This window comes from Paenibacillus sp. 2KB_22, from assembly GCF_052115745.1.
Lineage (GTDB): Bacteria > Bacillota > Bacilli > Paenibacillales > Paenibacillaceae > Paenibacillus.
Map to the genome: position 1 here is coordinate 1,086,768 of NZ_JBFRHG010000001.1, position 24,324 is coordinate 1,111,091.

At 38.4% G+C, this 24,324-nt stretch carries 30 protein-coding genes; 2 read left to right on the plus strand and 28 right to left on the minus strand.

The genetic code is table 11. From position 1 onward, the window contains the following. Nucleotides 1-32 precede the first annotated feature (32 nt). The 16 genes from AB4111_RS04515 to AB4111_RS04590 form a co-directional block, all read right to left on the minus strand. A complete protein-coding gene (locus AB4111_RS04515; protein WP_442030650.1) occupies nucleotides 33-740 on the minus strand; it encodes an HAD family hydrolase in 708 nt (235 codons plus the stop codon). A gap of 181 nt (nucleotides 741-921) precedes the next feature. Next, entirely contained in the window at nucleotides 922-1,464 is a 543-nt protein-coding gene (locus AB4111_RS04520; protein WP_442030651.1) for a GrpB family protein, read from the minus strand. 295 nt (nucleotides 1,465-1,759) lie between these two features. After that, nucleotides 1,760-2,317: an AAA family ATPase gene (locus AB4111_RS04525; protein ID WP_442031577.1), complete on the minus strand. Its 558-nt coding sequence runs from the start codon at nucleotides 2,315-2,317 to the stop codon at nucleotides 1,760-1,762. Nucleotides 2,318-2,394: 77 nt separating this feature from the next. Next, entirely contained in the window at nucleotides 2,395-3,027 is a 633-nt protein-coding gene (locus AB4111_RS04530) for a hypothetical protein (RefSeq protein ID WP_442030652.1), read from the minus strand. Nucleotides 3,028-3,221: 194 nt separating this feature from the next. After that, nucleotides 3,222-3,989 carry a nucleotidyltransferase domain-containing protein gene (locus tag AB4111_RS04535; protein WP_442030653.1) on the minus strand — a complete coding sequence of 256 codons (768 nt, stop codon included), beginning with the start codon at nucleotides 3,987-3,989 and terminating at the stop codon, nucleotides 3,222-3,224. Between the two features lie 57 nt (nucleotides 3,990-4,046). Then, the gene (locus AB4111_RS04540; RefSeq protein ID WP_442030654.1) at nucleotides 4,047-4,673 is read right to left on the minus strand and encodes a Type 1 glutamine amidotransferase-like domain-containing protein; all 627 of its coding nucleotides are present in this window, start codon (nucleotides 4,671-4,673) and stop codon (nucleotides 4,047-4,049) included. Between the two features lie 166 nt (nucleotides 4,674-4,839). Then, complete coding sequence (locus tag AB4111_RS04545) at nucleotides 4,840-5,199, minus strand: hypothetical protein (RefSeq protein ID WP_442030655.1); 360 nt, start codon at nucleotides 5,197-5,199, stop codon at nucleotides 4,840-4,842. 491 nt (nucleotides 5,200-5,690) lie between these two features. After that, complete coding sequence (locus AB4111_RS04550) at nucleotides 5,691-6,068, minus strand: hypothetical protein (RefSeq protein ID WP_442030656.1); 378 nt, start codon at nucleotides 6,066-6,068, stop codon at nucleotides 5,691-5,693. Between the two features lie 169 nt (nucleotides 6,069-6,237). After that, nucleotides 6,238-6,735, minus strand: coding sequence for a DUF6933 domain-containing protein (locus AB4111_RS04555; RefSeq protein WP_315936244.1), 498 nt, complete (start codon nucleotides 6,733-6,735; stop codon nucleotides 6,238-6,240). Nucleotides 6,736-6,876: 141 nt separating this feature from the next. Then, complete coding sequence (locus AB4111_RS04560) at nucleotides 6,877-7,326, minus strand: hypothetical protein (RefSeq protein WP_442030657.1); 450 nt, start codon at nucleotides 7,324-7,326, stop codon at nucleotides 6,877-6,879. A 352-nt stretch (nucleotides 7,327-7,678) separates the two neighbouring features. Continuing rightward, on the minus strand, nucleotides 7,679-8,722 hold the full coding sequence (locus tag AB4111_RS04565; RefSeq protein ID WP_442030658.1) for a serine hydrolase domain-containing protein: 1,044 nt from the start codon (nucleotides 8,720-8,722) through the stop codon (nucleotides 7,679-7,681). A 156-nt stretch (nucleotides 8,723-8,878) separates the two neighbouring features. Beyond that, nucleotides 8,879-9,436, minus strand: coding sequence for a shikimate kinase (locus AB4111_RS04570; protein WP_442031578.1), 558 nt, complete (start codon nucleotides 9,434-9,436; stop codon nucleotides 8,879-8,881). 262 nt (nucleotides 9,437-9,698) lie between these two features. Then, entirely contained in the window at nucleotides 9,699-10,106 is a 408-nt protein-coding gene (locus AB4111_RS04575; protein ID WP_442030659.1) for a hypothetical protein, read from the minus strand. Between the two features lie 263 nt (nucleotides 10,107-10,369). Then, the gene (locus AB4111_RS04580) at nucleotides 10,370-10,792 is read right to left on the minus strand and encodes a GNAT family N-acetyltransferase (protein WP_442030660.1); all 423 of its coding nucleotides are present in this window, start codon (nucleotides 10,790-10,792) and stop codon (nucleotides 10,370-10,372) included. A gap of 549 nt (nucleotides 10,793-11,341) precedes the next feature. Further along, entirely contained in the window at nucleotides 11,342-11,782 is a 441-nt protein-coding gene (locus tag AB4111_RS04585; protein ID WP_442030661.1) for a hypothetical protein, read from the minus strand. A 391-nt stretch (nucleotides 11,783-12,173) separates the two neighbouring features. After that, on the minus strand, nucleotides 12,174-12,398 hold the full coding sequence (locus tag AB4111_RS04590) for a helix-turn-helix domain-containing protein (RefSeq protein WP_442030662.1): 225 nt from the start codon (nucleotides 12,396-12,398) through the stop codon (nucleotides 12,174-12,176). A 153-nt stretch (nucleotides 12,399-12,551) separates the two neighbouring features. On the opposite strand from AB4111_RS04590, the gene AB4111_RS04595 reads away from it, so the two are divergent. Next, nucleotides 12,552-12,845 (plus strand): hypothetical protein, encoded by a 294-nt coding sequence (locus AB4111_RS04595; RefSeq protein WP_442030663.1) that lies wholly within the window; start codon nucleotides 12,552-12,554, stop codon nucleotides 12,843-12,845. Nucleotides 12,846-13,103: 258 nt separating this feature from the next. Here AB4111_RS04595 and AB4111_RS04600 read toward each other — a convergent pair whose 3' ends face one another. From AB4111_RS04600 to AB4111_RS04625, 6 genes are all read right to left on the minus strand, one after another. After that, complete coding sequence (locus AB4111_RS04600; RefSeq protein WP_442030664.1) at nucleotides 13,104-13,712, minus strand: hypothetical protein; 609 nt, start codon at nucleotides 13,710-13,712, stop codon at nucleotides 13,104-13,106. A gap of 699 nt (nucleotides 13,713-14,411) precedes the next feature. Next, the gene (locus tag AB4111_RS04605; RefSeq protein ID WP_442030665.1) at nucleotides 14,412-15,002 is read right to left on the minus strand and encodes a histidine phosphatase family protein; all 591 of its coding nucleotides are present in this window, start codon (nucleotides 15,000-15,002) and stop codon (nucleotides 14,412-14,414) included. 253 nt (nucleotides 15,003-15,255) lie between these two features. Further along, nucleotides 15,256-15,756, minus strand: a complete 501-nt coding sequence (locus AB4111_RS04610) for a DUF2716 domain-containing protein (protein ID WP_442030666.1) — start codon at nucleotides 15,754-15,756, stop codon at nucleotides 15,256-15,258. Between the two features lie 162 nt (nucleotides 15,757-15,918). After that, the gene (locus AB4111_RS04615) at nucleotides 15,919-16,467 is read right to left on the minus strand and encodes a hypothetical protein (protein ID WP_442030667.1); all 549 of its coding nucleotides are present in this window, start codon (nucleotides 16,465-16,467) and stop codon (nucleotides 15,919-15,921) included. 432 nt (nucleotides 16,468-16,899) lie between these two features. Beyond that, nucleotides 16,900-18,129 (minus strand): DUF5677 domain-containing protein, encoded by a 1,230-nt coding sequence (locus AB4111_RS04620; protein ID WP_442030668.1) that lies wholly within the window; start codon nucleotides 18,127-18,129, stop codon nucleotides 16,900-16,902. A 182-nt stretch (nucleotides 18,130-18,311) separates the two neighbouring features. Further along, a complete protein-coding gene (locus AB4111_RS04625) occupies nucleotides 18,312-18,515 on the minus strand; it encodes a helix-turn-helix domain-containing protein (RefSeq protein ID WP_211085345.1) in 204 nt (67 codons plus the stop codon). A gap of 171 nt (nucleotides 18,516-18,686) precedes the next feature. Here AB4111_RS04625 and AB4111_RS04630 point away from each other — a divergent pair, with 171 nt between their 5' ends. Next, nucleotides 18,687-18,974 carry a hypothetical protein gene (locus AB4111_RS04630; protein ID WP_244988569.1) on the plus strand — a complete coding sequence of 96 codons (288 nt, stop codon included), beginning with the start codon at nucleotides 18,687-18,689 and terminating at the stop codon, nucleotides 18,972-18,974. Nucleotides 18,975-19,225: 251 nt separating this feature from the next. Here AB4111_RS04630 and AB4111_RS04635 read toward each other — a convergent pair whose 3' ends face one another. From AB4111_RS04635 to AB4111_RS04660, 6 genes are all read right to left on the minus strand, one after another. Next, nucleotides 19,226-19,375: a hypothetical protein gene (locus AB4111_RS04635; protein WP_442030669.1), complete on the minus strand. Its 150-nt coding sequence runs from the start codon at nucleotides 19,373-19,375 to the stop codon at nucleotides 19,226-19,228. A 377-nt stretch (nucleotides 19,376-19,752) separates the two neighbouring features. Further along, nucleotides 19,753-20,850 carry a Gfo/Idh/MocA family protein gene (locus tag AB4111_RS04640; protein WP_442030670.1) on the minus strand — a complete coding sequence of 366 codons (1,098 nt, stop codon included), beginning with the start codon at nucleotides 20,848-20,850 and terminating at the stop codon, nucleotides 19,753-19,755. Nucleotides 20,851-20,915: 65 nt separating this feature from the next. Next, a complete protein-coding gene (locus AB4111_RS04645; RefSeq protein WP_076330735.1) occupies nucleotides 20,916-22,088 on the minus strand; it encodes a Gfo/Idh/MocA family protein in 1,173 nt (390 codons plus the stop codon). Continuing rightward, complete coding sequence (locus tag AB4111_RS04650) at nucleotides 22,085-22,999, minus strand: sugar phosphate isomerase/epimerase family protein (RefSeq protein ID WP_442031579.1); 915 nt, start codon at nucleotides 22,997-22,999, stop codon at nucleotides 22,085-22,087. The genes AB4111_RS04645 and AB4111_RS04650 overlap by 4 nt, the downstream gene beginning before the upstream one ends. A gap of 347 nt (nucleotides 23,000-23,346) precedes the next feature. Continuing rightward, entirely contained in the window at nucleotides 23,347-23,844 is a 498-nt protein-coding gene (locus tag AB4111_RS04655) for a metallophosphoesterase family protein (RefSeq protein ID WP_442030671.1), read from the minus strand. Nucleotides 23,845-23,880: 36 nt separating this feature from the next. Then, nucleotides 23,881-24,315, minus strand: coding sequence for an Rrf2 family transcriptional regulator (locus AB4111_RS04660; RefSeq protein WP_149846528.1), 435 nt, complete (start codon nucleotides 24,313-24,315; stop codon nucleotides 23,881-23,883). Between the last annotated feature and the right edge of the window lie 9 nt (nucleotides 24,316-24,324).

Genomic DNA, 24,324 nt, shown 5'->3' on the forward strand with positions numbered 1-24,324 from the left:
CCAGGGCATATGCAAGCAGTAGAAATGCTGTGTTATACAACGATACTTCCTTCTTCAATTCCACTAATTATATCTCTTACTTCTTTTAGATCTCTGCATATAAAGTCGGGTTCTGCAAAATCTGTTTTAATCTTATTTAACCGATTTAACCAGACTGTCGCTATTCCTAAAATGCCTGCTCCACCAACATCGCTCATTAAGGAATCCCCGATATGTAACACCTCTTTAGGAGACAGATTGTGTCTTTCTAGGGCTTCAATAAATAATTCTGGTCTTGGTTTATATGATTTAACGTCTTCACTTGTAATTATTTCATTTACCTTTATTCCATGATAAGCTATGGCGGCTTTTACATCGGATGTGTCAATATTCGATAATATGTAGACTTCATATCCTTGAAGAGTTTCAAGAAATGGAATTGTATCACTAAATATTTTAGGCTTAATCCAGTGATCGAATTGCTTCTGGATGATCTCATTTACATCACAGGTTGATCTATATTTAGAAATCGTCTCGGATAATGATAGAATCCCGAGTTCGCGCTGGGATTTAAATGTCGCACCATAGCTGTTTTTAAACATATTTGAAAACATCTCCCACCAGTATCTCCCTATATCACTTACTTCGCATTCTTCCATACTATTTTCTTGTATTTCCTTACAGATTAATGGGATGATATCGTCATCCTCATGAACCAGCGTTCCATAAAAGTCCAGAAATATTGCTTTGATACTCATCATCCCGTCTCCTTTAATTAAACTCTCTAAACCTGTTCTGCAATATTGTCGTATAGCGTTCCTGTATTCAACCCCCGAAGGTCTGCCTGATAAGACTTCCTTGAAATACACCTGGAATACCAAGGTTTATTAGCCAATAATAGTCAATAAGTTATTATCCAGTGTTTTTATACCCATGAACTACCTACAAATTCTTTCCACATTCATTAAGTACTTTATTTACAAATTCGGTCTTCCCATCCGTATAAGACTGGCGATTTTCTCTATATTTAATAGCAAGTTCTTTCTTTAGATTGGCATATTCGACTACAAATTCGGGATTGCTTAGTAATGCATCTCTGAAGGAAATATGTCTTAATAACTCTTTGCTCTCTTTATTACAAACATATAGATGATGTTCAGGTTTCTGTATTTCCACTATACTATAGGGAACATTTGCATCTTTCCTTGCAAAAGCTTCTTTGTTCTCAACGCCCAAATTTCCTTCATGATCGTAACCTAAACTTTCTAATCCTTGAATTACATCTGGGAGCAAAGCCATAGAATCAATTACCACATCAATATCTAAAATAGGTTTTGCCGCTAGTCCAGGTACTGCAGTACTACCAACGTGCTCGATTCTAAGTACTAGATCCCCGAGTTTATGTTCTAAGATAGATTTCAGATCAAAAAACATTTCAGGCCATTCATTGTTGTATTCTTCAATAATTATTGACTTTATACGCATCCTTGAGATCCCCCCGCAAAAAACGAATGTTTACGATAATGTTCCTTTGGACCCGAGAGGTTTAAGATAATGCCTTCCTCCAATTTACCAACAATGATTATTTAAATACTACTCATCACTTCACCATCTTTTCGATTTTTTTGCGTTGGTTTCAGATAACGTTGTTGTATTCATGAACTAGAGAGGCTTGAATAATCTTACGATCCATTACGCACCTCATATTGATTTTGATTTTTCTCTTTGAATTCACCCATAACTTCTGCCCGACCGAGGGCAGCCCCATGAATGAGCATGTTTATGTAAATTCAGTCATTTGTTGAATTACTTCCAAATTGATTTTTGGAATCTTTCTTAAAATTATGCTTATAACTTCTTCTGTTTCTTTATTATCTGTGTCAATATGTTCTTGAAAATTAGTATCTTTAAATGCAATTAGAGCCGCGTTTGTTTGCTCCTGATACCAAAAATCAAATTTGTCTCCACGTTTTTCAATTCGTTTTTTGATCGTCTCTTCAGATGCTAAGAGGCAAAAATGAAAAGTATCTCGATCAATACTTCTAAATCCATTTAATATGTAGTTGAAATTTTCGGACTTATAAATGGTCATTGGAACAATAAGATGTTTCTTATACCTATTCATCAATTCTTGAGCGGTCTGTACTACAAGTATTCTCCATAGTGCTATGTCCTGAAAATCATCAGTTCGTTCTTCTTCATAGTAAATCTCTTCTGTTATGATTTTCCTCAACATATATCCAATTTCTTCAGGATCATAAATCATACTATTAGGTATTAGAGGCTGCAGCTTTTGAGAAGTCGATGTCTTGCCGGATCCAAATGACCCATTAATCATAATAATCAAATGATCACTCCTTCTGGTTTAGTTTTACGTTTTGTGGGGAGCACTAGCGACGATGTTTGAACATTTGGTTAGGCAATGTCGTTGCCCTCCATAATTATCTTTACATACTCATCCCAATCCTTACCGTCTGTATTGATTTCTAGTGTTGGCACTCTTGAGATTTGAGCTTGATGTCTTAATACATTTTGGACTTTTAATAATTCATTTACCGACGATCTTACTTCTTCTTCTGTTTTATAGATCCATTCTTCGGGTTGTCTGCTTTTAATTCTTTCTTCTACGACTTCGGGCGAGATTGTGAGCAAAATACACTTGGCGTTTAAAGACTCAAGCTGTTCTTCTATTTTATTTATCTCATCCACATCCGAATCTGCAAATGCAGCTCTATGATTTAAGTGAAATCTCTCCAACACATAAAATAGTCCCCTAGATCCTCTAGATGCAGGACCAAGTTGAATTGCCCAATCGTTTAGTTTCTTTAGCATTTCAACCCGCTCTTTAAGTAACTCAATGTGTTCTTTTAGCGTTAGACTCACATATTCTCCATGTTTATTATTCAAAATTTGAGAATAATGTTCTCCAAGAATAACTACACTTTGTTCTAAGGATTCTTCTTGTGATTGATAACGTTTAATTGCTTTTAACACTGAAGTCTTCCCGGCATTTGAGTATCCCTCAAGTATTACTCCTCTAATATGCATTCGGTTCTCCTTCCACTAGCAATTATTTCGCCTACCGTTCCTGTAATCATAACGTTCAACATTAGTTGAATGGGTTTGATAAAGCGCTCTCAATATATATATAGCAGACCAAGGCTCCGTGAGGAGCCGCTGCTTGAATATTATGTTATACGACGAAATCGCCTCTCAGAGTGACCAATATCGTCAAAATGTTGTTAACCCGAGGAAGCCCTGGAAGCAGCCATTGTATTTAAGGCGTTCTCAAAGTAGCTATATACTTCATCTGCAATTTCCAGAAACTCTTCAACAGATACATCGCTATCCAAGTAACAAGCATACAGATACTCAACTAAAGCGCCGTCAATCGAGCAATAGTTTATTATGGCATCCTTCATCTTAATGATTTCATCTTCCCATATCCCTGTATCTTCTAAAATCAAAGAGTATAATGCACGAATTAATCTCTTAGAGTAACCTTTAATATATCTAGTTTTCAATGAGTGATCACTAACATTAGAAAGTGAACGATGTACACGATCTACTTCCTCCTTGGTATCTGTATTCAAGTCTACAATGAATTCTGGAGAAATTATGATCGGGGGTACTTTTTCACCAATGTCCTCCCCATGTATGCAAACACAAATGATCTTAATCCAAAACCCCCAATCATTCGGTCTACTTAATACATCATCCATCGAGCAAATAATCGTATCCACCTTAGTAACGAATGGATATTCTTCCAAAAGCCTGTCTTTGATATTTGACAATCTTTCGTAATCAATATCTTCGGGATTTGCACATACAATAGTAAAGTCTGCATCTGACTTAAAAGGTTGAGCTGTTCCTTTGGGAATCGAGCCACACATATAAATGCTATGAATCTTACCTTTGAATTCGTAAAGTATACGATCCACATACTTATCAACCAAATCCTTATATTCACTTTGTATTGCAATTCTATTGATAACTTTTTCTAATATCATATAGACTCCTCCTAAAATAAGAACTTCTTCAAGCTACTTTTAATGAATTTACGACTTTCAATGTGCTTGGTTTATTAAGATTGAGATATATTCTTCATCTTTAAGCCTTGTCACCTTACAGTTCTCATTGCATTCAAATTCTACTATTCTCTCTTCAATGGTTTTATTAGTACGATCTTTAAATATGTCCTCTCGATCATAGTGAGGAAAAATAAGCTTATCGGTTACACCTAATGCCTTAAAATCCGTTAAATTCATTGTGTTCATCTGTGGAGTAAAGAAATCGACAATGTTAATATTCGGGCCCAGTAATAACGTTCCTGCACTTACTCCAACGATAATTACATTCTGTGCAGCCAGTGTTCTAATAACTTCATCAGCACCACTTTTCTTCGCGTAATACAATAGTGTAAATGGATTTCCACCATTGATATATATAATATCTCTATGTAACAGAGTTCGCGGATCATCAAATTCTATATCTACAAAATTGATATGCTGAAATCCAATGTCCTTAAACTCTTGTAATGCTCTTTGTGCATATCTATTGGTTTCTTTTCTAGGGGATGCTGTTGTAATAATTGAGACCTTTAATTGAGAAATTTCTCCATCAATAAGCTCCAGAAATTGATTTTTAATATCTTCAGTATAAAAACCACAAGAGGTTAGTAACAATCTACTCATTTTAATCCCCGTCCTTTAATAATAGTGTATCTAAACTGTATATTGGATTAAGCATTCTCCTAATTTCTGCTAACGTCCCTGTATTCAGGACGCGTCGTATGCTGAGTGTCCGGCGCACCTTCTTGAAGTAAATCCAGTTGATAAATATTTTAGGTTTTATATTCAGTCATTTGAGCTTGAGAGTAAGTTTTCCTTTATAGGTATCAAAGCTAACTGTCCCGCTCGTCCATTTTGGAGCAGAGTAATCAAAAATATCTTCTTGGGAAAGATATAAGTCGTGTGGTTCTTCTATCACAACTTCCTTAGTCGTTAACTCAGTTAAGAATAAACCCCAAAGCTTCGTTTGGTAGACACGATACTGTGTAATGCCTTGATCCAGCAGATTAGCTCGGTGTTCAACTATAACTTCTCTATAATGCCCAGGGCCAGGGATATGCAGATGTTCGTAGCTGTATGGATCAAATACTGGAGCAAATGAATGCTTAATCAAAAGAAGAAAAGAAAAAACAATCAAAATAACAAACAAAATTAGCTTTCTTCCTTTGCTTCTATACCCTAACCAAAAAAATAAAATGATGTGTAGCACGATAGGAATTACAAAGTTACTTTTTTTGAATATAGTAATATCATAATTGATGACACATGAAAATAACCAAATTATATCTATAATCACGATTATCAAGATAAATATCTTTCGAAGTTTCAGAAGGGAATTGTTCATGTTTATATATATTCCTTTCGCTTCAGTGCTTTAATGGAGCCTTTTCTGATTTGTTACAAAGTAACCTGGAGGAAATGGGTCGGCATCATACAAAGCTAACTAAATTGATATCGTCGCTGTAAGAACCTCACTGGCTTAAGGGGCAAATGCCCCGAGTCAGAGGACCTTAGAGCTAGTGCAGGATTATCCGGCTGTCCCCACTTCCCCGAATTGCCCCTTCTGCACCGAGAGCCGGATGGAACGATGCGTGAATATGTTGTTATACACAGCACCCTCTTCTACGAACAAGCTATTCGCTATCTGTTTTTTAGCTTTTCCAATAATTCTAACTCCTCTTCCTCTGAAAGTTGTTCTTCCGCTCTTGCTCTCGTCTCATCTATCTTTCGTACTATTAATCCTCTTTTTATAAGCCATTCTTCACCAGGTTTCATGGTAGTTGCTGGATGTGGATATACATCCTCACTTATAATTTTCTCATCAATTATGTAAATGTATCCACATAACTTACCGTTATGAAATCTTGTGCCATTCTCATCAAAAGCAACAATAGATGGTTTGTGCGAAAAGATTCTTGCTATCTCTCGATCTTGGGTTATTGTGCTTCCGACTAGTAATTCATTTAGAAATAATGGCGAGCCATGAAACCAAGGCTTACTGTAGTCCCATTCTTTCATAATTATCACCTTCAATTAAGTTATATGTTTCTTCTTTGTATTGTTCTTTAGTTTCTTCTTGACTTTAGAGTATTGAGTATAGCGTTCCTGTATTCACGACCCGACGTATGTCGAGTGTCCGGCGTATGCCCGCAGCGTGAATATTATGTTATACGGAGTATACTGAGGCTCAGATACTAAGAGCCTCCCTCATAAATTGGTTTGGGAATTTCTTTAGCTTTACTAAAGGAGTGTTATTGTTTATTTTATTTAATTCGATGATATTCATTTCTTGTATTGGTAAATAATCTTCAATCATGAATTCAGTCATTTTAACCATATCTGTCATTGATCCAAGGACGCTTCTATCATACGTTTTGATGAACTTAATACTGTTCGCATTACTAATGTAGTTGTTAATTAAGGATTCAGAGATTCCTTCCGCTTTTAAATTCTCTATAAGTACATTGAGAAATATCTCTTTAAAGTTCTTATAATGCTCCTTCCTTATTCCAAACAAAATAAAGCAATACCTTGTCTTATTATTCATAATAATTAAGTTATTCTTTTTAGCCATTCGAAATACATTGGCATGCCATTTGTAGAGTTCATCCTCTAATTCATTGTTCTGTTCTTCGATAAAAGAGCTAGAATCAAATAGCTTCTTAGTACATGAGATTGTTATCATATATATATCCTTTCACAGTCTATTTCGTCTAACGTTCTTGTATTCATGAACCCGAGAGCCTTAAACGACGGTAGGGATTGGGTCGAAGACCACACTACGTGAATATGTTGTTATATGATGATTCGGGCCACCACGATTGCACTACAAAATTTTCTTGAATCCTAATTCCTTACATATGACAAATGACTTTCCTAATATTGCTACTTTTAATTCTTCATGATCTGATTCGAGTTGTATTATGTTTGGATTAAGATGATTCCTTTCTAGCACTTCCTTGTATGTTTTAATAATTGTCTCTGGTCCTTTGGCCAGCAGTCCCTGTTGTTGGTTTAGGAGCCAATCAAGTGATCCATTCATAAAATGTTGAAATTCAATCCATTTGTCTGTCACTTTTTGATGTTCAATTAATAGTTCTCCAATGACTTTAAAAACTTCATTTGATACCCCTTTGAAATATAATTCATTCGTCGGTTCAAGATATTCGAGTAATAATGGATGATTAGTCTCGAGTTCTATATCTTCAATAAAATCTAAAGTAATTTTATAATCTCTAACTTGTTTAAATTCAACTTCCCATTTTTGAATGATCAAATCGGTAAAATATAGAAAAACATGGAACTCAACAATTAAGTCTTCACCCGTCTCTTTTGTGATGACTGGACGAAGATAAACGTCATCTTCAAATATCGCATTTTGAAACTCCTTTTGAAATATCTGATAAATGGTTCTTCACCAACTTTCCCAAATTGTCGTATAACGTCTTTGTATTCACGAAGCCTTACTGGCTTAAGGGCGTCAGCCCGGATCGTCAGACTTAGCCAGTGCAGGGTTGTCCGGCTGATCCCACTTTCCTGAAATCCCCCTGCCGAACCGAGGGCGTATGACCGATGCGTGAAAATATTGTTAGGCGATTCCGATTTGAGATACCCACACGTTCTTAAATTTACTGAAATATTAAATTAGCGATGTTATTAGTAACTTCGTCTACATTTGTGGTCGAGAGGTTATTCAAAACAATAATACATACTTGTTCATCCAGATACCTGGTTATTCTATTTTTAAAGCCTACAATTCCACCTCCGTGGTAAACACTCTTACTAGCTTTATTATTAAATAGTTCTTCTTTAACAAACCAACCGTACCCATAACCAAATCCATAATCAGTAAACAGACGCTGCATTCCTTTATTTGAAACTAATTGGTTTAAAGATAGTGCAAGTTCCCATTTGTACAAATCTTCTGTGGTCGATAAGAGATCTCCCCCACCTGATGCAATGGACATATCAATAAAATCAGAATTAACAATGCCATTTTTATGATCGAACTCATACCCGGACGCTCTTTGTAATATAATCTCCTTATATTTATCCGGTCCTGAACAATTCATAGATAAAGGGCGGAATATATTCTCTTTCAAAAATTCTTCATAGGACTGCCCTGTTACCATTTCAATTAAGTAAGCCAACAGTAAATAACCAGAATTCGAATATTTAAATTGAGTGCCAGGCTGAAAATCTAACGGGAGTTTCATTATTAACTCTGTACTTATAAGTAACGGAGTATATTCCTTCATTATTTTTTTGAAATCTTGGAGTTGAGTAATATTAGGGATTCCTGATGTATGAGTTAAAAGATGATGGATAGTTACACTTTCACTGTAGGGACAATGAGGAAAGAACTTGGCTAGTCTATCACTCTCGCTAAGTAAACCTCTCTCAAAAAGAATCATAATGGCCATTGAAGTAAATTGTTTGGTTATCGAACCAATACGAAATCTAGTTTCGGTTGTACACTTAATTTGATGTTCTCTATTTGCTATCCCAACTCCAGCATTAAATAATATTCTGTTGTTCTTGGAAACCAGAACAGCACCGCTAAATTCTTCTCTCTGGTATTTATTCTCTAAATAATCATTTATCTCGATTGTTAATTCATTCACCAAATCACCACTTTCGGGAATAATAACGTTTCTTAAGGAAACGATCATCGAGCTTTCACCTAACGTTTTGTGTTCAAGAACTTGCGTAGCAAGTTCTCATATGAATCACTACTCTACCAATCCCCATCATTGGACCAAGACGTAGCCGATGCTTGAATATATTGTCATATAGATGTTGGCGCCTTCTTGACTTACTCACACGTACTATAAATTAAATCCATCTTTAATTAATCTTGCAACTTCATCTGCACTTAAATTTGTATTATTGATTCTCAGATAGTTCTCTCTAGTAATTTCTCCCTCTTTTGAATAGAGTCTATGTTTTTCAATCGTTTTGATTAAGTCCATTTCAGAATGTTCAATATTTCTTTTTGTTGGTTTTTGATCAAGTCTAAACGCCGTTTTATTTCGTTTTAATCTTTCTTCTATATTTGACTCTAATTCAACAAAATAAATTTCTGCTCCTTTCGATTCAAACATGTTACATGTTTGCTTGACGAATTCCCAGTCCTCCTGAAGATCAAACCCCCAAACGTAAGTGAAAATAAGTCCATACTGGTTGCTGCTTGCGAAAGATTCAAAAAGCTCTCTTCTTACGATACTTGATAACCTCCAGGTTTCAGTACCAAAACCAAAAAAGGGATGAAACAGCTCGATCGACATGTGATTGTGAAACAATTTCAATTCCGTTATTTTCGTTAATTCATGACCAACCGTCATCTTCCCGACAGCCTGTGGGCCAAATATCAGTATGAACTTAATAGTAATCACCCCTGTTCTTAATATCTTGCGCCAATTTCTTATAACGTTCTGTATTCACGAGCCCGAGAACCTTAAGGTAACTTCAGCTGCCGACCGCGATGCGGTTAGGTCCGCAGTGTTGTTCGCCTGAACCCCAATTCTCTGAAATCCCTCGGGCGAACAGAGGACCGTCAGGTCCGATGCTTGGATATGATGTTATATGCTGTACCGACTTCTTCAATCCACATCTACATTCTCATTTTCATTGCACTCTACAAAACTGTTATTTTTCTTTATAGTCATTTGCTGCCTCTTTAATTTCTTTATTTTTAGAATTAATCCCCAATTCAATTCCCCAATCTAGCAATTTTGGAATTGCCTCTGAAAGTAGCTCTAACAATCTACGATACTCCCATTCATCGTCAAGACAAATTGCTGTTTTAGCTACATTAGGGAGATGTTCTATTAGCCAATCAGAAGGAATTGTTTTAATCTTTTTCCTCGCTATTTCAATTGGGTGGGTATTTTGTGGCTGGCAAGCCCATTCAATAAGGATCGTGAGTATTTTTATTCCAAGCCCCGTAGGGATACGTTCAATATCTTCTAGTCTAGTTGATATATTGGGAGATATTTGATTAATCTCATAATCTATTTTCAGTTCTTGCCACGATGCCATATCACTATTCATCATCCTTCCCTCCTAATACATTCATCCTCAATTGGAACTTAATTCTCTGGGATTGCATATAACGTTCTCCCATTTACGAACCCTAAAAAGCTAATGCGCGAATGCGCCGGGTCGCTTCGCTATTTAGCCTTGCAGGGTTCGCCTGATTTCATCCATTTCCCAGCTGCATCCGGCGAACCAAGGGACGAATGTCCCACTGCGAAAATGTAATGTTATAAGATGTCCATGGCCTTTGAGTTATCTACACCTTGGTTTTAATATCTATATTAATTTCTTAGAAAGTCAGGCGTTCGCCCCATAAATTTGCCGTTGTCCTTTTCAAATTCATAACCTTCATACAACCCTTGTGCATCCCTTGTTCCAAGAATACCAAATAGATTCCTATATTCTTCGGCTGTTGTAATGCTTTCAATTAATCTCTTGCCTATCCCCTTCCCTCTGTATTCCTCATCAATGAAAACATCGCATAACCAGTAAACGGTCGTGTAATCTGTAACCAATCTAGCTATCCCTATCTGTTTTTCACCCTTATAAACACCAATACATTCTGAGTTTTCAAATGATTTTCTAATTTTCTCTTTTGATCTTCTATTCGCCCAGTAGCTTCTTGACAAGAAGCTACTGATGGTTTCAATATCCAATAATTTTTTGTCATCCGTGATAAGATATTCATCAAATTCTATATGCATGTCCAATTCCCTCTTTCATATGTAATATGGTTTTCCAGGTCTTCCGTCGATTTCTTATAACATTGCGCATTTCTGACGTCCAAACGGCTTAAGGACCGGAGGTTCGTGTGGCCTTGCCACTTAGCCGGTTGACGAAGCAAAAAAGCATTGTTATACGCTGCCCCTTTTACTTCGATCCCACATCCTTATATGTCTTGTGTGTTTTATGTATTTAATATGTCTTTACGTGTTTTATCTTTTGGTTCTATCTTTTGCTCCTATCAAATCCGTTTCCGCATAGGAAAGATCCCCTCATTTACTCTCGTACGCCTTCAGCAGTATTAAATTTGGATTGTGTAGTAACTTCATCCAATTAACGCTAGCTTTATAAGAGGCTCGTGTTCCTCGGACCGGAGATTTGCCGATGGCTTCATTCAGATTCCTGCTCATGTTGGACACCCCTGCCTTAAGCTATGGCTGACTTCTAACCTCAACATTCGGGACTTAATCCTTGATGTAGAATACATGCTGAACGCACAATCAAAATTTAAGAGGATTGTTGTCCTCCCTTTAATTCGCAATAGACAAATATGTATTAATGACATGCACAATACCAAAAAGTACTGTTGGTATAATAGCCAAATAATTTTGAAGCCAAATCTCAGCTAATATAAAATATATTACCGGGAGAACGGCCATCCCCAAAAAAATAATCGAGTTTGCGTTGCCTGTAAAATACAATATCCATAGCCCATAATAAATAATCAACATTATTGCCATACCAATTATATACGGACATCGCATTTCAGATGCTTGTTTTTTTACAACAAATATCAGAAGAAAGAAAAATATCGCCTGACTTCCGTGCTCCAAAACATCTAAAATCAAATGGCTATTTGCATTGTTTCCTGATATATCTGACGCAGGAATTAAAAAATAAAATATATTTGGCATCATTGGCAATAAAAAGATGATCAGACCCTTCCATGAAAAACCAAAATGATAATTCATTTGATCCTCTCTTTCGCATAATCAAAATATTCTTTGGTTTGCACTTTATTATGAATCCGCTTCTCTGGAATTCCAATTGATGACCGGGGAGCATAACTAACGATGTGGTAATTTATTGTTATATGTTACACCTTCTAATATTCCGTTCATCCTGGTTTTCAACTGCTACGTTGTAAATGTATTCTTTCACCTATATTTATGATTTGTTATTAATTCGTTGTATGGTCTAACATTCTTAAGGGGTTGCGTATAACGTTATTGTATTCACGAACCCCAGAGGGATTGTCTGCTGAAATGCCTCTCCGAAATCCATCAGCAGATCAAGGCTCCAAAGGAGCCGTTGCTTGAATATTATGTTATACGACGGAATCACTTCACGAATATACTTTCACTATTTTTCTTCTTCAGGTACATATTCAATTAAATCAGATAATTTGCAGTTAAATGTATCGCATAGTTTGAATAAGGTTTCCAGCTTTGTTGTTTCTATATTCGTTTCCCTATATAACTTGTTGATTGAGTTCCGACTTAAGCCCGATCTCACCATCAATTCGGTTATATCATCTATTCGATGTTTTGCCATGAGTTCTCGTATATTGCACTTGATTATGTTCATCTTTTCCCCTCCATAGTTCTATCTTATCTTCCATATTAGGAATCATCAATGAAAAGCGAATTTTTAACTCTATAAAGTCAAATTACCACCTCGCAATTAACTTTATGAGGTTATATAATAACTCTATAGAGTTAATCGAAGGAGGAATAAGATATGGTTAGTACATTAGAATCGCTAGCAGCACCACTTATAAGAATACGTCTGGAATTACTCTATACTGAGCTTTTGGAGTGTCATGCGGAATACACTCAATTTTCTTCTGAGTCAGAACAATACTTTAAAACACTTCGTGATGCTTTACCCGATCAACTTCAACATACGGTTTTCCTTTACGAAGACGCTCAAATTTCTCTTCAATCCATCTTAGAAAGGAGTATCTACATACAAGGTTTCAAAGATGCTCTACACCTCTTTAGTGAAAGTGAATTGCAAAACTCTAGTATTTAGAGGATCATATGATCCTCTTTTCTATTATATTTAATCCTGTCGTATAACGTTTCCGTGTTCACGAGGTCCTAGCACCCTAAACTGCTCGTCGAACGACTAGTTCGATCAACTGGCCACGACCGCGGTTGGGTGGTAGGATGTGTAGCCTGAATCCACTTCCCTAACTTATCTCCTGGCGATCGAGGCGGCTTGTCCGCCAATGCGGCTTGTCCGCCAATGCGTAAACACCTTGTTATATGATAAGGACGCCTTCCTCGACTACGCTAACTTAGAAAATCGATCTTTTATTAAATCAATAATTAATTTGTGTTTGACTTTACTTGTATATAGTATTGTAAGATTCTGACCATCATTAAAATGAATAAAGTAATTTTCCTTGTCATTTCTGATAGCTAGTTCCCCTATCTTCATCAGCAAATTAAAGTCAATCCAATCATCTTCAAAATGTATTTCCCATTCATATTTCTGATCATCTAAAATAAACGATACTTTAGCATCTTCATTATCAAAATCTACATGGCTGTTTACCTGTTGTATTTGCAATTTACCACCAGTTAAACTTACGAGTTCATTAATGATTTTCGAATAAATCTCTTCGTTCTCAACGCATTCGGTATCAAAGCTCCAAACATCCTTCGACAATCTAACTTCATTGTCATTTTCATCAATAAGATCTGAACCCATCATCGAAAGTAAGAGAGAATAGGGATCGTCTTCGTAAGTTTCTCGATCAAAATGATACAACAACTCTTTAACAACACCATCATCATCAGTTGTGAAAGATATACCAATATCTTTGAGAACCTCTATTTGGTTTTCTAGTGAGATCTTTGTTTCTTTCGATTTCTTACCAAAAAAGTTAAACATCCTTGATCCCCCTTAATATTAGCTAGCGCCCCTTTCATACAACGTTCCTATATTAACGAATCGACGCATGTCGAGTGTCCGGCGTATGCCGGGCCAAGGACGAATGTCCGCATCGTGAATATAATGTTATACGAAGCCATTGAATAGCATTCAAAACCTCAATGACTAAGATAGCTTCTTCTTTGTAGTCTTCAAGATCCTCCAAATTAATCCATTCAGGCTCGTCATTTCTAAGTTGGTAGAATCGAATTACCACATCTTCGCCTGTGATTGTAGAACTTAAAATCAAAATGAATTCTCGTTCAGGGTATTTCAATTTTAAATGCTTTTCCCAATGTGCAATAAGTTTTAGTCCTGTCTTTAGGTTTTCAATATGATAATGATTAATTGACGCTATGAAGAAACCATTTATCCAAATCGAACAGGTCTAGAATAGCTTTAAGCTTATTGGTGGGTTTAAATCTGTTAAGTCAATCAATAAATTTCTCATGGCACTATTGGTTTTCATATTTTTCCTGCTTTCGAAGTGTTTCGTATAACGTTCTGGTATTCACTAAACGCCCAAGCCTTAGATAACTCTTATCTTAGGCTTGGGCGTTTGTTGATTGAGCTTCCTCCATAATTATACATCTGTCAACCAAGGGGCGATAGCCCCGCTGCGTGAATACAATGTTAGATGATTGATTGGCCTTCTTCGGATTAGCTATTCAAATTTTCAACGTTTAAGTGATTAATACAATTATATAGTTCACAATCCCATCTGAATTGGTCTTTATTTAAAATTGTTACCGATGTATTATGGAGATGTTCTTCTGTATCAATGTGCGGAATTAGTTTCTTTAAAGTCAGTCCAATTAGTGCTCCATGACTTATTATCAATATTTTTTTGTCGGGGTGCCTTTCAGAAATGTCCATTAGGCACTTCATTCCTCTTGTGATTATCTCAGCATTTGGTTCTATACCAAGATCTAGTTTGGACCATCCGTATCCCCACTTACTTACTCTATCTTGTTCAGTTGTTCCCTCAATAAGACCGCAGTTCATTTCTCTTAATCGTGGGTCAGTTTTCACTTCAACATTCTTAATCCTTCCTATAATTTCTGCTGTTTCGAATGCTCTAGATAAGTCACTTGAATAAATATAATCCCACTCCTCGTTCTCCATTCTCTTAGATAGTAATTCAGCTTGTCTTCGTCCCTCATCATTTAAAGGTATATCGACTTGTCCCTGTGCCCTGTATTCATAATTCCAATCTGTTACTCCATGCCTTATAAGTCCTATCAATGTCATACTTGTTCCTCTTTCATTTCATTTTATGTTTTTAGGATACTGCCGATCTTTCATCTAACGTTCCTGTATCCACGACGTCCCACCGACTTAAGGCTCCGCCAGGAGCCGGCCGCGATGCGGTTAGTCGGTATGGATGTGTCCGCCTGATTCCACTCCCCTGCCATTCCCCTTCGAGCGGACCGAGGAGCCGGCAAGCTCCGAAGCGTGGATATGATGTTATATGTAGTAGGCCGCTTCGAAGCAACACTCACAATCAAAAGTTTTTATCAACAATTTTTTTTAATAATTTCGGTTTCTTTTGTTCAATACTTTGAATTAGTTCTTCTCCAAATATACTTATCGATTTCTCCCAGGGATGACCCAAAAATCCCCATTTGAATTCTTTCTGTATAAAGAAATAATAATCACCATTCGGAAAAATAGGCACTGGCCATTCTCCAAATTCATCTCTTATGCTCTCTATTCTTGGATTAAAATAGTAACACCGATGCTGCCAATCAAGCGCTAAAACGTACTCATTCTCTTTAGTACATTCAACAAAGATATTTTCCATTTTTTCTTCTAAGTCCTTATATAATTCTTCGTACTTATTATCCTTATATATATCACTAACATCATATTTTATATATGGAGCACTTATCTGTAAGCTAGGCCACTCATTAGGATGAACACTGGGCTTAAATTTCAAATCATTATATATCTTATCCCATATTTCATTTTCTTCTTTTTCATTTATTTCTATCCAATTCTTCATTGGATCTCCCCTTGCTTGTTATTTAATGCTCTAGGCCTATTACATATAACATTCCTGTATTCACGACCCGACATATGTCGAGTGTCCGGCGAATGCCGGACCAAGGGCGTATGCCCGCAGCGTGAATATTATGTTATCAGAAGTTCATGACCTCGTAGCTTATCACTCAAATTCTTTTTTTGTTATTTTTGTTTTAATTGATTCTATTATGAGCTTCTTCCCTTTACGATCCTGTTCGGTTTTAACTTCTCTTTCAAAAATGATATCTAGTTCTTCCATTCCCAATTCACTTAATAAGGTTTTACTCTCCTTCCTTATCTTCTCCCACATTAAGTTATTACTCAATTCATTAGAATCACAGAAAAAATCGGACTTCTGATCTTTGATAGATACTTGTAAAAACTCACTATAACGATTCAGACAATCCAGTTCTTTTTCGTCAAATAAATTGGAGGCCTGCAGCGCAGCCTTTTGATCTCTATAATGCCATTCGAATTCCATTAGCATTTCGTCTCCAACACATCCGTATCCCATAATCTCAATTTGTTTATAGGAAGGTGACGATAAGGTAATCAATGTTTTTATGAGTTCTTCATAGTGATATTGCATGACTTCACTATCATTCATAATGTCCTCCTGCTCTTCATGAATTTCTGATAACGTTCCTGTATTCACGATCCCCGAAGGGGTTGTCTGCTGAAATGCTTCCACAGAATTCATCCAGCAGACCAAGGCTCCAGAGGAGCCGCAGCTTGAATATTATGTTATACGACGGAATCACATCTTCGAGTTAACCAACATCCTCTTATACTCTGTTCTTTCATTGGTCTGTTAGATGTTCCAAAAGATCTCCAGGTTAGCATTCGTGAAATCTACTTGCAAGGGTTTTAAAGAAATTCTTCAATTACATAACGAATTAAATATAAATTCTAATTAGAGCCAAACGGCTCTCTTTTCATTTGATTCTGTCATATAACGTTCTTGTGTTCACGACACCTTTCCCCTTAGATAGCTCTTATCTTAGGGATAAGATGTGTCCGACTAAAATCATCCATATCTTTTCTTCATCAGGCCGGACCGAGAGCAGAATGGGCAAAAGCGTAAAAATGTTGTTGGACGAAGTTTATTGGATCCTCATCGAGTTCACCCAATATTATTGACTCTTTCATAAATTGATTTTTCAAGAATATACTTCTCATCTTCTTCAGTAACAAAATCACTAAATATTTCTGTAATAATATTTTTCATTTTTACTAGACGGTTTCTTATATCTTGTTGCATTTGTTCGTCTGCGTTGATAGCCAGCAGTTGCTCTAACAGAAGTATGCTAATAAATATAGAAAGTATAATTGCATCGTCAGATTTGCCCCGATGGTGAGGATTAAATTTTTCGTTACTTATATAGTGCTTAGAAACTAATATGTTTGGATGAGTGAATCTCGATAGTTTTTCATACAATTTATCAAAGATAAAAATATCCTCTTTATAGGGACTTGCAGTGGCCATTGAATAATTAGAGATATGACCTATATATTGTTGCCCAGTTACTTTATCAACGATAGTCCTCTTATCAAACTTACCATTACTATGAATTAAATACTGGTGGGTTCCTTCTTCCATACCGATTCTTGCTGCCACCAAATCATCTAATCTTTCGGGATAATTTAAAACATATATTATGTTAACATAGTTTTCATAAACCGATCTTAATAGATTGAGTGAATCTTCAATCAGTCCGGCTTTTAATTGAACTTGAATAGATTTAAAGGTCTTAAACGATTTAGTGACACAAAACATAATAAAATCATTATGAGTGAGGTCTATCCCCTTAACTTGGTCATACTTTGCAATGATCATTCCAAACAAGTAGAGTGCAGATTCAAATTCTACCAGTAAACTATTTTGCTCACTATCTGATACAACTTCTTCAAATTGAAGTTCCTCATTCAAATCATAGTACTCTGCCAAGGCACTACGCCATTCACTTAACTCTGCATCAGTTAAATTCCCTTCGTACTCTTTGACTACTAATCTACCAGTCTTTTTATAGGCATAGATAAATGCTGGGTCTGCGTTTATTTCTTCTAATAATTTCACCGTCATGTTTTCAACTTCATATTCATCCATTGGTGATACATATTGATCATAGAAGAAAAGGTCGTCGTCCTTTGGTTCTCTACCATATATCTCAATGAATCTTTTCTCATGTTCCTCCATAGCTGCAATCATATCTGGATCTTTGATAGGTATTGAACGTTTATAAATGCCGTCATCATCTAAAATCCAACTGAAATTTTTATTAATACAACATTTTTTGAATTTCTTTTCACTTCCACATGGACATTCAGCATTTCGTGAGGGTCTTCTTTTCATATTTTCTCTCCTCAATAAATTTCGTCTTACGTTGTTGTATTCAAGACGTCCGACGAAGTCGGATGTGTCTGCTGAAACGCTTCCACAAGACCAAAGCTCTAAAGAAGCTGCAGCTTGAATATTATGTTTTACAGCGGAATCGAATCTTCGAGTTAACCAACATCCTCTTACATTCTATTCTTTCATTGGTCTGTTAGATGTTCCAAAAGATCTCCAGGTTGGCATTCCAATGCCGTACATAATTTATCAATGACTTCTAAAGATACATACTCATTTGTGTTGAGCTTTGCCATCGTTGCCGATGAAATTCCCGTCATTCTTAATAAATCTTGTTTCTTAATCTCCCTGTCAATCAATAATTTTTGGAATGGTTTATAACTTATCATCTGGTACTCCTTTGTATCCAAATTAAATTTTTCTTTAATTATATGAAAATATATTTTTTTAATCAAAAATATCTTTGATATGTCTTGACTATAATTTTCATTATGATAAAATAATATTCAACAAGTTAAACTTTTGTTCGCAAAATAAAATATAATGGATGGTGATCATTTTTGTACAATTCTTTAGAAGTCTTACTTGATTCGTTGATACGTAACCGAATTGAAGCCTTATATAGTGACCTTCTCAAGAACAACACTATTTACAATCAATTCTCTTCTGAGCGAAATCTTTACTTCAAACAGTTACATGAACTTCTACCTCAGGATATGCATAAAACTCTATTTCTTTACGATGATGCAGACCTCTCAGTTCAAACAATTCTAGAACGTGAAATCTACTTACAAGGTTTTAAAGATGCCCTTCAATTACATAATGAATTAAATATAAATTCTAATTGAAAGCCAAACGGCTCTCTTTTCATTTGATTCTATTCTATAACGTTCCTGTATTAATAACTCCAACGGGATTCTCTGCCGATGTACCTCTTGGAAATCCATCCAGCAGACCAAGGCCACAAGGATTCGGTGCTTGGATATTATGTTATACGACTAGAAATCTCTTCTCGAATATACCTTTATTATTCATCTTCTTCAGTTTAAAACAATGACTGCCCTAACACTCATCGTAGGCAGTCATTGTTTTATCGTTTTTAGTTCTTACAACCATTTTTATTGCAAGTAACAATTGCACCAGTACTCATCCAATGATCCGAATGTTCATTGGTATTCGTGCCACATCCAGTAGTTCCACCTTTACTTCCACTGTGCACAATATTTGTTGGAATATGTTTAACCGCCATGAAAATTCACCTCCATTATCATAATTTGATTTCAAATATATTCTAGCACCTACTAAAAAAGAGAACAAGAGTTCCTTTTCAAGATTTTTCTATTTATTAATTCTGTCGTATAACATCATATCTACGAACTTCGTAAATACCTCTCTTTCTAACGAATATCCGAACTACATATAATATAACCCATAATAATCCATCTGCGAAGTCACCAACGTACTCAAAAAAGCAGTCCGAGTAAACTGTCCTATATGTTAGCCATAACTAACACGTAGGATGCAGTTTACACCCGGGCTGCTCTTTCCTCACTCACCAATAGAAGAATTAACGATATTCTTCAGTGATCTGAGTTTGCTCCTTTTGCTCCCCTTAACCTAAAGCCTTTACTTCGTTCCGCTACTCCACACCACGCGCTCGCTCATCGCTTTATGTTGTGCAATCAGGCAGAGTTCTGCCGCTTTGAAGGCATGTTCCTGCGTCATGGCTGTCTCGGTGCGGTCCAGACAATCACGAATGAGTTGGCCAAAGAACGGGTAACCGACCTTGCCTTTTACATTGTAGCGGTACTCCCCTTCATGATTGACCAGATACACCTGATCACCTTCTGGCTCTCTTGCGATGTCGATATACTTGCGCAGCTCGATATAACCGTCCGTTCCCAGAATAACTGTACGTCCATCGCCCCATGTGCCCAGACCATTCGGTGTGAACCAGTCCACTCGGAAGTAACCGGACGCTCCGTTGTCACCAATCAGCGAAGCTTCGCCGAAGTCTTCCAATTCCGGGAACTGTGGGTGATTGAAGTTATGCACACGACTGAACCCTACCTCAGCGTCCGTACATGATGCAAACGTCAGAAATTGTTCGATCTGGTGACTCCCGATATCACAGAGAATGCCGCCATACTGCTCATGCTTGAAGAACCAGTCGGGTCTTCCTCCGGCATTTAAGCGATGCGGACCAGTACCCATAACTTGCACGACTTTGCCGATTGCCCCTTGTTCAATGAGCTGTCCTGCGTAGATCGCACTTTCTACATGCAGTCTTTCACTGTAATACACCATGTACTTTTTACCTGTTCGCTTCACTTCTTCTCGTGCAAGCTTTAATTGCTCCAGCGTGGTAAACGGGGCTTTGTCTGTAAAATAATCCTTGCCTGCGGCCAGAACTCTCATGCCAAGCGGTGCACGATCTGAAGTGATCGCTGCACTCGCCACCAATAACACCTCATCATCTGCAAGCACTTCAGCTTCAGATCCGGCAACTTGAGCCTGTGGGAACTGCTTCTGAAATGCCGCTACCTTCGCCGGGTCTGGATCATATACCCATTTGAGGGTAGCCCCTGCCTCCAACAATCCCCCAACCATGCCGTAGATGTGCCCATGATCCAGCGCAACAGCAGCAATGGTGAACTCACCCGGACCACATACGACCTCTTTTGTGACACTTTTCGGTGCATAGAACATCCCGTCTTTAGCCATGTCATCCCATCCTTATTATAAAATGTTCATTACAATGAATTCGTTTTTCGTCTAATACACTGTCTTCATTTAAACGTCTGACTCAGATCAGCAGGTTGACTGCCACTGAATGCCTTGTCTTTCTTCGTCGTTGATCCAGCAATGCGTTCCTGCAGATGCTCATAGAACAGATCCTCATCGATCGGCAGATCCACCCAATTATCCGTCCATGTAGACAGCAACATCGCATTCGACAATGTTAATCCGTGAATACCATCCTCACCGGGAGCAATAAGTGGTGCGCCTGTACGAATCGCATCCACCCAGTTACGAATCAGACCCGGATGCCCCGTTTCCACACCTGTAATTGGAATCTCGCATTTCCAGCATTCCGGCTGTCCAAAACCTCCGGTAAACCGCTGATTGAATTCCGGCTCAGATTCCCGAAGTCGCCAGAACGTAAGTTTTCCATCTTCGATGACAATTTTACCCCGGTCTCCGTTGACCTCAAATCGGTTCGTACCTGGTGCTTCGCCAGTAGTCGTTACAAAAACACCTGTTGCTCCATTTTCATACTCCACATAAGCGGTTACATCATCTTCCACTTCAATGTTCCGATACTTGCCAAACGAACAGAAAGCACGCATTCGTACCGGCATCATGCCGATGGTCCACTGCCACAGATCCAGTTGGTGCGGGTCTTGGTTAATCAGTACACCGCCACCTTCCCCTGCCCAAGTTGCCCGCCAGCCGCCGGAATCATAGTAACTCTGGGATCGGTACCAGTTCGTAATAATCCAGTTGGTACGCCGTACCTCGCCCAGTTCCCCCGAAGCGATCAAATCTCTTAGTTTAATGTAGAGTGGGTTGGTCCGCTGGTTATACATCATGGAAAAGACTTTACCGCTGGCTGCGGCTGCTTCATTCATCTTGCGTACCTGTTTCGTATATACACCGGCAGGCTTCTCAATCATGACATGCAAGCCATGCTGGAAAGCCTGAATGGCCTGTTCCGGATGATCATAGTGCGGCGTTGCAATAATGACCGCATCAATCGTACCCGAAGCCATCATCTGCTCTGCATCCTGCCAATAGGTGACCGTAGCCGGAAGATGACTCGATACCCAGCTCTCCATTTCTCTTCTTACATCACATACGGCGACCAGCTCTGCACCGGGTACTTCTCCGGCAACCAATGTTCTGGCATGAGCTGCTCCCATGTTTCCAATACCAATCACCGCTACTCGTACGATACTCATGACTGCTCCTCCTCGTCCACACGACACTCAATTTCGGCGAAAACGTCTGCAAAATGCTGTAACATCGCCTTGGATTCCAACGCACCACTAAAGTCCTCTATTCCGTAATATCCGTCATACCCGACGGCACGAAGATCCCGCACCATCTGTACCCAATCGACCATGCCTTCAGTCAGGGGGGTCCATTGACATTTCCAGGCTGTATTCAGAGCCAATCCGCTACTCTTCTCAGTCATATTAGCCGTTTGCGAATCTTTCCCTTTTGCTTCAAACCATCCAGCATTTTTTACATGTACATGAGCCAGATAAGGCCCCAGCAACTCAAGTCCCATCCGATGATTCTCATATCCTTCATGCACCATATTGCCTGGATCGTACAATACACCCACATGCTGCGGGTCGAGCGATTGCACAAGCCGATAGGCCAGCGATGCCGTCGGTGCAATCGTCTGGTGATGTGTCTCTACAATCGCCTTGATGTTGTACTGTTTGGCCAAATCCTGTACTTCACTCAGGTAATCAACGGCTTTACGATACAACTCAGGATAACGGGTCTTGCGATCATATCCAGGAACACCCACACGCATCATAGATGCTTCCAACCCAGCCGCAGCCTGAAACGCCTGCTCGGTGGCAGCTAGATCTCCACAGTTCAGATACGGCACAAGTGCAATGGATTTCCGACCTTGCCCTAACGCTGCTTCACGAAAAACAGGAACCTGTTCCTGCCAACGGTCCGGATCTACCGAGCATCGATTATTTCTCCAATAAGACGGCTCTTCGGACATTGCCTCTTCAGGAATTCCACGAAATCTCCACTCAATACCATCAATCCCCGCTGCTGCCGCAGCCGATGCCAATTCCTCTGCATTCAGATCAGGGGTAGCCACAGTGAATACAGACAGTTTCATCATGCTCCATCTCCTTATGTAAACGTATTCATTTTATGTCGTAAAGGCATTGTATCACTCCACTGAACGTCACCATAGGGGAAAACGCCAACAGATGAATGACAGATAACGAACAGAGCATATTCCCCATTCAGAGATAACTTCTCCAGAGAATGATAAGATTCATATCAAAAAGACATCCCTGGAACAGAATTCAATTCTGTTCAAAGATGCCTTGTACAATAACTATATCAGGTGAAATTCTAAGAAAAGGTTCCTATCCATTATCCAATCGCAACTTCAATAGCAGATTCCGGTTCTGTTTCTGACTTTCGTACTCGTCCAATTTACAATCCGAACAAATTTGACTAATCCCGATCAAAGAACACGTGTTCAGCCTGTATCTTACCTTGCTCTATTGTCATGATACCAAATGAGTATTGCTTCTGAAAACGTTTATCCGTAGGCGACCCCGGATTAAATACCAGCGTGTTGTCAACAGTGTGCATCACCGGGATGTGTGAGTGTCCGTAGATCACAGCATCCACATGCTGGCCTGCAAAGGTATGAATTGCATTCTGCTCCGTACCCTTTGACCCGAGATGACCGTGCACAAGACCCAGACGAAGTCCTTCCACTTCAACAATGCGGGAATACCCCAGTTTTTCAGCGATTTCGGACGGGTCCGTATTACCAGCTACCCCTTCAACAGGCGCATACTCGCTAAGCAATGGATATACGCTCCAATCCGACCAGTCACCCGCATGAAGAATAAGATCGGCACTCGCAAGTACATCAACGAGCCTAGCCGGTAACTTCCGTGATTTACGTGAACAATGCGTGTCGGAGATGACTACAATTTTCATATAACAACCCACCTTTCCTTTACCTCTGACTACAATCTACTCTGACTGCGATGGGACAGCTAACATCTGGGAACTGGAACGTTCCATATCTTCAAGGGTAATGGATGCGAAGAACTGCTCCACCTTGGACTCCGCAACCTGATACAGGTTGGTCAAGAGGCTGTCTATATGCAAGCCCACTTCACAATCCGGGTTACAATTGCCGTGAATCGGAAACAATGGACCTTCGTCCTTCGCAGCCTGATAGATCATGTCTAATGTGATTTCACTTGATGGCTTCGCTAAGTAGAAGCCTCTTGTTCCAGGAGAAGAGTTCACTAATCCTGCCTTTTTCAGCCCGCCCAGTATACGTCTGACGACGACAGGGTTGGTATTCACGCTACCTGCAATATGTGCAGACGTGATTCGTTCAGGCGCGCTGAGTGACAATAACAACAAACAATGCACACTGACCGAAAAATGAGTACTCATGATTAACCA